Origin of the sequence: Blautia intestinihominis (assembly GCF_040096655.1) — a bacterium.
Classification (GTDB): Bacteria; Bacillota; Clostridia; order Lachnospirales; family Lachnospiraceae; genus Blautia_A; species Blautia_A intestinihominis.
The window spans coordinates 69,849-77,854 of the sequence record NZ_JBBMEI010000010.1 but is presented as its reverse complement, the minus strand read 5'-3'; the positions used below and the strand labels follow the sequence as shown (position 1 = coordinate 77,854).

Sequence of the window (8,006 nt, the reverse complement as noted above, 5' to 3'; positions counted from 1 at the left end):
GAATGCGGCGCGCAGTTATTCAATAAATCATCGTACATCCCTGATTCAGAAATTCTTCTGCCTGTTTTTCCACATCTGCCGGGAAATTGATCCGATTTTCACGAAGCATATCCACATTTCCCGCCAAAATTGTGTGTGTATCCACTTCACACGAAACGCCGCGTCCAGGGATCATCTCAAACTGTCCGGTGGATAACAGTTCTCTCTTCATTTCCTGTCTGTAACAGTTTACGACTGCTTTTCCAAGCGGATGTTCAGACAACTGCTCTGCCGCTGCACAGTATCCGTAAATATCTTCTTCCTTCCATTCTGGAAGAATGCTTCTGACCGCAATTACCTTTGGAGTTCCATAGGTCAGAGTTCCTGTCTTGTCAAATGTGATCTTCTTAACAGAGGCCAGACGCTCCAGTGCATCTCCCTCTCTTACAAGAAAACCATGCTTTGTGGCATTTCCAATTGCCGCCATGATCGTGGTCGGTGTCGCCAGGACCAGTGCACATGGACAAAAAACGACAAGGATCGTTACCGCACGAATGATCTCTCCGGAGATCAGCCAGGTCAGGGTCGCCTGGTTTACAGAAGTCTGTCCCGATGTGATCACACCATTAACAGGAACCGTCTCTCCCGGAAGCACCTGGAGGATATCCCCCACCTTCACCTGCTCTTCCGGGATAGTTTTCTCTCCTGCTTCTGTGAGCACTCTGGCTGTCTGTGGTGTCAGATGTACCAGTTTCTCAATACCTGCCCTTGCCTTAGCAACAGTCAGTTCTTCCAGAAGTCCTCCAAGCTGCATGATAAAGGCAACTTCACCGGCTGCAAAATCTTCTCTGATGAGTACGGATGCGATCAGGGCCAGCGAAACAAGTACGTCTGCCTTGATATCAAACTCTGTGACAAGTCCGATGACTGCTTCCAGAATGATCGGGATTCCGCACAGAATGATCATTTCTATTTTCCATAAAATCGACAAAAAAATAAAAGCCTGGGCGCACCATAGCTTTTATTTTATGTTTATGCGATTTTTTTGCGGAAAGCAGCTTTATAATCATATTGACTATATTTGATTCCACAGTAGCTGTTCATTCCTCTTCTTTTTCCGAAGTAAGAATCATATACCCGACCATTGATTTCTGTCCATGTATGTAAATTGTCTTTTCTTGAGGCTCTGGAACAGACATATACGTTTCTGTAGCCAATTACTTTCGCTATATATGCCATTGCACATGCGTATGAAATACAGTTGCCTGACCTGCGCTCAAAAAGATCGTTGGCATTTATCGCACACCAGGCATCTCCACCTTCACTGAGTGTTCTCCAGGCTCCCAGTCCATTGCACTTCATCCATCTGTAACAGACCTTAAGCTTCTGTGTTTTGCTCATGCCACTGGTTGTAACTCCGTTTACAATCCTTCGCGCATTCTGATAAGCCTTCAGATCATTTAACTGCTCTCTGTTGAGCTTTTTACCAGATGGTGACAGATACCGGGATCCTTTTTTGATTCCCTGGACATGTCCATTGTTCTCAATGTAATATGTTTTTCCTGCACCAGTCACATTTTTTCGCTGCAACACACCATTGGCATTGAAAAAATAATAATTCATGCCTACTTTCTGACACCCTTTGACAAACTTTCCATTTCTCTGGTACTTTCGTCCATTAGCTGTAGTAACCCATCCACTCCGCATTCCGGATGTGAAATCTGCTACACTTTCTTTCATTCCTGCTGCACTTACTGTTTCTGTCATAACCGGAGATATTACCAGAAGTGCACATATAGCTACTGTCAGCAGCTCTTTTATTTTTTTCATAATACACCTTTCTATTTCATATTTGCAAAATGTTCTACTGCCTTTGTAAAGTTCTCAATTGTTTTGTCCGGATCTCCATGTTCAATTCCCTCCCGGACGCAGTGCTTGATATGACCTTCCAGCACCACCTGACCTGCTTTATGCAGAGCCGATTTAGCTCTCTCCTCTTTCTGATTTAGCTCTGCACTCTGCGATCTTTTTCCTGCTGTCATTTCGTACTTCATTACGAAGTTTTGTCAGATATTCTGAAAACTGAACTTTGTCATTACCATAGGTCATCTGCAGGTCATACTCAAGCGGAATCCATGTAGAAATATCGGATTCATTATGCTGGATCAATGCCTCCAGATTGTCCAGTGCCTTATAAATTCTGGCTTCCAGTGTCTGACGTTCCTCCATCTCCTGGTAGAGTGCCTGCATTTCCTCTGCAAATGGCTTCGGAAGCTGTCTGACCCATTCCTTCAGTCGTTGTGCTTCTTTCTCCTCATCTGATTCTGTCTTTTCGAATGTAGGAATATCACCTGTAAAAGCTTCTCCAAGATCATGAATCAGACACATTTTCATTAGTTTCTCTATATCAGCTTCCGGGAATTCATCGCTGACAAAATATGCCATCAATGTGATTCTCCATGAATGCTCTGCGACACTTTCTCTCCTGCCGCCTGATGTGTAACAGTGTCTTGTCGCATCTTTCAGTTTCTCTGCTACGGCCAAAGCCTCCAGCAATCTGACTGGTTCCATATGTGTGTCATCCCTTTTATTTATAATCGCCTTATTATAGCATCTTTTTCTCAATAAAACTACGTTTAAAATATTAATTTTCACTAAAAAAACCGGTCCATTTCTGAACCAGTTTTTTAGATTTTCTCAGGAAAGTTTTTTCTTTGTAACCGGAGATAAGGTGTAAACACCATAACTTACATTATAGTTTCTGCTGTAGCTCTTGGCTTCTGCAAAAAGTGGATCGTATACACGTCCATTGATCTCTGTCCATGCATGAGAGTTGTCGTCGCTTCTTACACCATCTGCACAGATATAAACATTTTTGTATCCGAGGGCTTTTGCAAGGTATGCGAAAGCGGATGCATCTGCGATACAGTCACCACAGCCGCGTTCAAAATGATCGTTTGCCTGTACTGCGTACCATACCGGACCACCCTGATCGAAACGTCTCCATGTAAAATAATATTTGCTCATAACCCAGCGGAAACATGCTTCCAGTTTCTGGCTTTTGGACATTCTGCTGTTGGTAACCTGATTTATTACATTTCTTGCATTCTGATATGCTCTGAAATCCAGGGCTTTGTTTGCTGACATTGCCTTTCCGTTGTTGTAATAAAAAGTGGAACCTTTCCTCCAGCCTGTTACATGTGCGTAGTCGTCAATAAAGTACTGTACACCCTTGTAGGTTGTGTTTTTCTGTGCTTTAAATCCGTTTTTATTAAAAAGATAAACATATTTGCCGATCTTATGACAGCCTGTAATGTATTTGCCGTTTTTGAAATATCTCATTCCACCGGTTTTGAGTTTGTACCAGCCTTTGATCGTGGTCTTTTTCTTTGTTGTTGTGGATGTTGTCTTTTTTGTTGATGTGGTTGCTGCACTGGCTGTTTCTGTAAATGTCGGTACTGTCGTCATGAGCATCGCGCAGAGACAGAATGCCAGTATCTTTTTCATTTTTTTCATGTTAAACATGACCTCCCTTAAAAATTTATTTTCCATACAATACCGAGGAGGCTTCTCCCAGGCGATTGTATAGTTTTACTGCATCATCAATATGCGGGGTTCCTGCCTGATATGCACCGGCAGTTACCAGTATGTATTCTATGTCGTCAATTTCTGCAAAGCTTGCAAGACAGCAGCCTGCTTCACTGGTGAATCCTGTTTTGCCGCCCAGGATCTGCCCATCGATGACTGTTGTGTCGGATAAGTTCTTGAACATGGTGCTGTAAAAAGTGAAACCATCCGGGTGCACGTTGGTTGCCTGTGTGGAATGATAGGGGCTTTCTATGATCTCACGAAAGGTGTCATTCTTGAGAGCGTAGTGCAGAAGGGTTGCGATGTCCTTTGCGGTGCTGTAATGGTTATCTGCGTGGAGACCTGTTGTGTTGCAGAAATGGGTATTGTCTAAGCCGAGTTTTTCGGCTTTCTGGTTCATCAGGTCTACGAAGGCATCTTCAGAGCCGGCGATCGTGACGGCGAGGGCGCGGCAGCACTCTGCTCCGGAGGGGAGCATGACGCCGTAGAGATAGTCTATTGCGGGGGCGGTTTCACCGGGCTGGAAACCTGCCTGGGTTGCGTCCTGGGCGTAGAGGTCGGCTACCATATCGTTGGTTAGGGTGATCTGCTGATCCAGATCGCTCAGATTCTCTATTGCTACGATTGTGGTCATGATTTTGGTCATGGAGGCGGGATACATTTGGGTATCGCCGTTTATGTCGCCGATGACTTTGCCGGTGCCTGCCTGCATGAGAACTGCGTAGGAGCTGTTGATGCCGGTGATGTCCAGCTCCTGGACTGATGGTTTTGTTAGTTGGTTTATCCAGATGGTGATCTGGGTGCCGAAGCCGAAGTTCTGGGAAAATACCAGAAGGAGTGAAACTACTACCAGGATTTCTGCTATTAGGATGATGATTTTACTTTGTAAGGAATTTTTTCTTTTTTTCTTTGTCAAACTGACTCCCTCGTTTCCGAATTGTAGGTTTTGGGTTTTATTTTATCATTTTAGCATAAAATGGTGTAATTTTGAATTTTTTTGTGTTTGGAAACATTAAAACCCTTAGAGGGAGCATCTCGAAGTCTGCGAAGGCCGAAGCTCCCCCTAAGAACCCCCTTCTTAGCCACGCGGTTTTGGTATGGGGACGGGCGTGCCTGGGGCGCCGCCCTGGGGATTGGGAAAATCATATTAAAAAAAAGACATCCCTGCTTGCGCGCGGGATGTCTCTCTTATTTATTTTAGGCAAATTTAACTGGGTTGACTTTGACTCCTGGTCCCATGGTTGGGGTAAGGACAACGCTTCTTAAGTACTGTCCTTTCAGGGTGCTTGGTCTAGCCTTTACAATTGCCTCCATGAGCGTCTGGAAGTTGTCGCTTAACTGCTCCTCAGTAAAGGAAGCTTTACCGATCGGAACATGGATGATATTGGTTTTGTCAAGACGGTATTCAATCTTACCTGCTTTAATATCATTGATTGCTTTTGTAACGTCCATAGTTACTGTTCCAGCTTTCGGGTTCGGCATGAGACCTTTTGGTCCGAGTACACGACCAAGACGTCCTACAACACCCATCATGTCTGGTGTAGCAACAACAACGTCGAAATCAAGCCATCCTTCGTTCTGAATTCTCGGGATGAGATCTTCTGCTCCTACGTAATCTGCTCCAGCTGCTTTTGCTTCTTCTGCTTTTGCGTCTTTTGCAAATACGAGAACACGAACTTTTTTACCAGTTCCATGAGGCAGAACTACTGCACCACGAATCTGCTGGTCTGCATGACGTCCATCGCAGCCTGTACGGATGTGAACTTCGATAGTTTCGTCAAATTTAGCAACTGCTGATTTCTTTACAAGGCTGATAGCTTCAGCGGTATCATATAATGTTGCGCGGTCTACTGCTTTAGCAGCTTCCACGTATTTCTTTCCTCGTTTCATTTCTATAACCTCCTGTGGTAATTGCGGGAATTTCCCTCCCACTCACTTCAATTTGTAATTTCTCAGTCTACGACTTCGATTCCCATGCTTCTTGCAGTACCAGCGATCATGCTCATAGCTGCTTCAAGGGATGCTGCATTCAGGTCTTTCATCTTCAGTTCGGCGATTTCCTGAACCTGAGCTTTTGTTACTTTTGCAACTTTTGTTTTGTTCGGTACGCCGGAACCGGATTTGATGTTAGCTGCCTTCTTAAGAAGAACTGCTGCCGGCGGAGTTTTGGTTATGAAGCTGAAACTTCTGTCTGCATAAACAGTGATAACTACAGGAATGATAAGATCTCCCTGATCTGCTGTTCTTGCATTAAACTCTTTTGTGAACTGTACAATGTTTACACCGTGCTGTCCAAGAGCCGGACCAACCGGTGGTGCTGGAGTTGCTTTACCAGCAGGAATCTGTAATTTAATATAGCCTGTTACTTTTTTTGCCATTTTTCGGCACCTCCTATGTGGTATTGGCGGGGGTTGTTCCCTCCCACTTGAATGTGTTTACGCTTTCTTAATATCTGCGAAACTTATTTCTACCGGCGTTTCGCGGCCAAACAATTCAACATTGATAGTAACCGTCTGCTTCTGAGTGCTGAGCGCAGAAATAACGCCTGCGGTGTCCTTCCAGGCTCCGCCTGTTACGACAACCATGTCACCCTCTGCAAAATCTACCTGAATGTCTTCTTTCTTGATTCCTAACGGAAGCATTTCTTCTTCTGTAAGAGGAACCGGTTTGGATCCCGGTCCTACGAATCCGGTAACGCCTCTGGTGTTACGAACAACATACCAGGTATCATCATTCATGACCATGTTGAGAAGCACATAGCCCGGAAACATTTTTTTCTGGACCTGCTTTGCAGCACCGTTTCGCATCTCTACTACATCCTGCAGCGGAACGCGAACTTCCAGAATCTGGTCTTCCAGGTGTCTGTTTTCGATTGTTTTTTCAATGTTAGCTTTTACTTTGTTTTCATACCCTGAATAGGTATGAACAACATACCATTTTGCTTCTGACATACAATCACCGTTATCCTTATTTCATTAAAAGATTTACACCTTCCAGGATTGCAGAATCCATAATACTGATGATCACAGCAAGTACTACTGTAATGACAACAACCGCAATGGTCTGTTTAACCAGTGTAGGTCTGTCAACCCAGACAATCTTTTTGAATTCCGATTGAAGTCCCTGAAACCATTTTTTCTTCTGACCAGTGCCAGCAGATTTTTCTTTCTCTTGCATAGTCTAACCTCACAATTCGTTACTGCTCACGAAGTGAACAGTCACCTTAATTCTTTGTGATTACTTTGTTTCCTTGTGCAGAGTATGGGTACGGCAGAACTTACAATATTTCTTTGTTTCAAGACGCTCAGGATGATTCTTTTTCTCCTTGGTCATATTGTAGTTACGCTGCTTGCACTCCGTACATGCCAATGTAATCTTAACGCGCACAACTTCCACCTCCAGTGTTTTCATTTGCGTGAGTCTTTCTTTTATTTTTTGCATAAAAAAAAGACCTAACTTCCATGTCGCCCGTCTAGTTTATCACACCTTATACATGAAGTCAAGTGTTTTGCTTTTTTTTATAGAAGTATTTCTTATAAAAATAAGTTTTCTCTTGTCAACGTTCCCTCTGTAGTGTATGATAAAAAAGTCGAATGCCCTCAGTTTTCTGGGGGTCTATAATTTTATCAAAAATAAATATAGGAGCGGATTTTATGTTTAATCGATTCAAGGATGACTTGAAGAAGTACTGGAAGTACGCAATCTATTCTTCCAAGGCTCAGTTAAAATCCGAAATAGCCAATTCCTATCTGAACTGGCTGTGGTGGGTACTGGATCCTCTTTGTTTTATGCTGATCTATGTATTCATGTTCGGATATGTTTTCAAGTCCAATCAGCAGTACTTTGCAATTTTCGTCTTTATTGGTATCACTCTGTGGGACTTTTTTAATAAATCTCTTTTGCAGAGTGTCAAGGTAATCAAGGCCAATAAGCCGATCGTATCCAAAGTATATATACCGAAATTCATCCTTCTTTTTGTCAAGATGGGCGTTAACGGATTTAAGATGTGTATTTCCCTTCTTATTATTCTCGCCATGATGCTTGTATTCAGAGTTCCTGTAACCTGGAATGTTCTGTATTTCATTCCTATTCTGATGACTCTGATTGTTATTGTATTTGGATTTTCCTGTTTTCTCCTTCATTACGGAGTATTTGTAGAGGATCTTTCCAATGTGCTGAACATTGTGCTGCGTTTCCTGTTTTATCTGACCGGTGTATTCTGGAATATCATGGACAGGCTCCCGGCACCTTACAACGATTATATCGGAAAGGGAAACCCTATTGCGTTTTTGTTGACTGCCTCCCGTGACTGCCTGATCTACGGCAAAACACCTCACAGGAAACTTCTTCTTATGTGGTTTGTTGTCGGAGTTATCATCAGTATCTTAGGTGTACGTAAGATCTACAAAAATGAAAACAGTTATGTAAAGGTGATATAA

General features: G+C 43.2%; 11 protein-coding genes and 1 pseudogene. 1 reads left to right on the top strand and 11 read right to left on the bottom strand.

Going from position 1 to position 8,006, the window contains the following annotated elements:
- Window positions 1-19 precede the first annotated feature (19 nt).
- The 11 genes and pseudogenes from WMO75_RS05130 to rpmG all read right to left on the bottom strand — a co-directional run bounded on the left by WMO75_RS05130 (window position 20) and on the right by rpmG (window position 6,954).
- Window positions 20-946 carry a P-type ATPase actuator domain-containing protein gene (locus tag WMO75_RS05130; RefSeq protein ID WP_331529541.1) on the bottom strand — a complete coding sequence of 309 codons (927 nt, stop codon included), beginning with the start codon at window positions 944-946 and terminating at the stop codon, window positions 20-22.
- Window positions 947-1,011: 65 nt separating this feature from the next.
- The gene (locus WMO75_RS05125) at window positions 1,012-1,809 is read right to left on the bottom strand and encodes a hypothetical protein (RefSeq protein ID WP_303223287.1); all 798 of its coding nucleotides are present in this window, start codon (window positions 1,807-1,809) and stop codon (window positions 1,012-1,014) included.
- Window positions 1,810-1,820: 11 nt separating this feature from the next.
- Window positions 1,821-1,967 (bottom strand): annotated as a pseudogene (locus WMO75_RS05120) (metal-sensing transcriptional repressor); the annotation flags it as partial.
- The gene (locus tag WMO75_RS05115) at window positions 1,963-2,550 is read right to left on the bottom strand and encodes an HD domain-containing protein (protein WP_022213406.1); all 588 of its coding nucleotides are present in this window, start codon (window positions 2,548-2,550) and stop codon (window positions 1,963-1,965) included. The pseudogene WMO75_RS05120 and the gene WMO75_RS05115, both read right to left, overlap by 5 nt.
- A 126-nt stretch (window positions 2,551-2,676) precedes the next feature.
- Window positions 2,677-3,495, bottom strand: a complete 819-nt coding sequence (locus tag WMO75_RS05110; protein WP_022213405.1) for a transglutaminase domain-containing protein — start codon at window positions 3,493-3,495, stop codon at window positions 2,677-2,679.
- Between the two features lie 25 nt (window positions 3,496-3,520).
- Window positions 3,521-4,483 (bottom strand): D-alanyl-D-alanine carboxypeptidase family protein, encoded by a 963-nt coding sequence (locus WMO75_RS05105; RefSeq protein ID WP_303223288.1) that lies wholly within the window; start codon window positions 4,481-4,483, stop codon window positions 3,521-3,523.
- 281 nt (window positions 4,484-4,764) lie between these two features.
- Window positions 4,765-5,457, bottom strand: a complete 693-nt coding sequence (gene rplA, locus WMO75_RS05100) for a 50S ribosomal protein L1 (RefSeq protein ID WP_227222668.1) — start codon at window positions 5,455-5,457, stop codon at window positions 4,765-4,767.
- A 62-nt stretch (window positions 5,458-5,519) separates the two neighbouring features.
- Window positions 5,520-5,945, bottom strand: a complete 426-nt coding sequence (gene rplK, locus WMO75_RS05095; RefSeq protein WP_015540664.1) for a 50S ribosomal protein L11 — start codon at window positions 5,943-5,945, stop codon at window positions 5,520-5,522.
- Between the two features lie 57 nt (window positions 5,946-6,002).
- On the bottom strand, window positions 6,003-6,518 hold the full coding sequence (gene nusG, locus WMO75_RS05090; RefSeq protein ID WP_022215465.1) for a transcription termination/antitermination protein NusG: 516 nt from the start codon (window positions 6,516-6,518) through the stop codon (window positions 6,003-6,005).
- A 16-nt stretch (window positions 6,519-6,534) separates the two neighbouring features.
- Complete coding sequence (gene secE, locus WMO75_RS05085; protein ID WP_303223289.1) at window positions 6,535-6,744, bottom strand: preprotein translocase subunit SecE; 210 nt, start codon at window positions 6,742-6,744, stop codon at window positions 6,535-6,537.
- Window positions 6,745-6,804: 60 nt separating this feature from the next.
- Complete coding sequence (gene rpmG / locus WMO75_RS05080) at window positions 6,805-6,954, bottom strand: 50S ribosomal protein L33 (protein WP_044925727.1); 150 nt, start codon at window positions 6,952-6,954, stop codon at window positions 6,805-6,807.
- Between the two features lie 266 nt (window positions 6,955-7,220).
- Here rpmG and WMO75_RS05075 point away from each other — a divergent pair, with 266 nt between their 5' ends.
- Window positions 7,221-8,006 carry an ABC transporter permease gene (locus WMO75_RS05075; RefSeq protein WP_022215468.1) on the top strand — a complete coding sequence of 262 codons (786 nt, stop codon included), beginning with the start codon at window positions 7,221-7,223 and terminating at the stop codon, window positions 8,004-8,006.

Bases quoted from the DNA above. Each gene is read 5' to 3' on its own strand.
- WMO75_RS05110 (WP_022213405.1), bottom strand. From the start codon at position 3,495: ATGAAAAAAATGAAAAAGATACTGGCATTCTGTCTCTGCGCGATGCTC.
- WMO75_RS05115 (WP_022213406.1), bottom strand. From the start codon at position 2,550: ATGGAACCAGTCAGATTGCTGGAGGCTTTGGCCGTAGCAGAGAAACTG.
- rplA (WP_227222668.1), bottom strand. From the start codon at position 5,457: ATGAAACGAGGAAAGAAATACGTGGAAGCTGCTAAAGCAGTAGACCGC.
- rplK (WP_015540664.1), bottom strand. From the start codon at position 5,945: ATGGCAAAAAAAGTAACAGGCTATATTAAATTACAGATTCCTGCTGGT.
- nusG (WP_022215465.1), bottom strand. From the start codon at position 6,518: ATGTCAGAAGCAAAATGGTATGTTGTTCATACCTATTCAGGGTATGAA.
- WMO75_RS05075 (WP_022215468.1), top strand. From the start codon at position 7,221: ATGTTTAATCGATTCAAGGATGACTTGAAGAAGTACTGGAAGTACGCA.
- WMO75_RS05125 (WP_303223287.1), bottom strand. From the start codon at position 1,809: ATGAAAAAAATAAAAGAGCTGCTGACAGTAGCTATATGTGCACTTCTG.
- secE (WP_303223289.1), bottom strand. From the start codon at position 6,744: ATGCAAGAGAAAGAAAAATCTGCTGGCACTGGTCAGAAGAAAAAATGG.
- WMO75_RS05130 (WP_331529541.1), bottom strand. From the start codon at position 946: ATGATCATTCTGTGCGGAATCCCGATCATTCTGGAAGCAGTCATCGGA.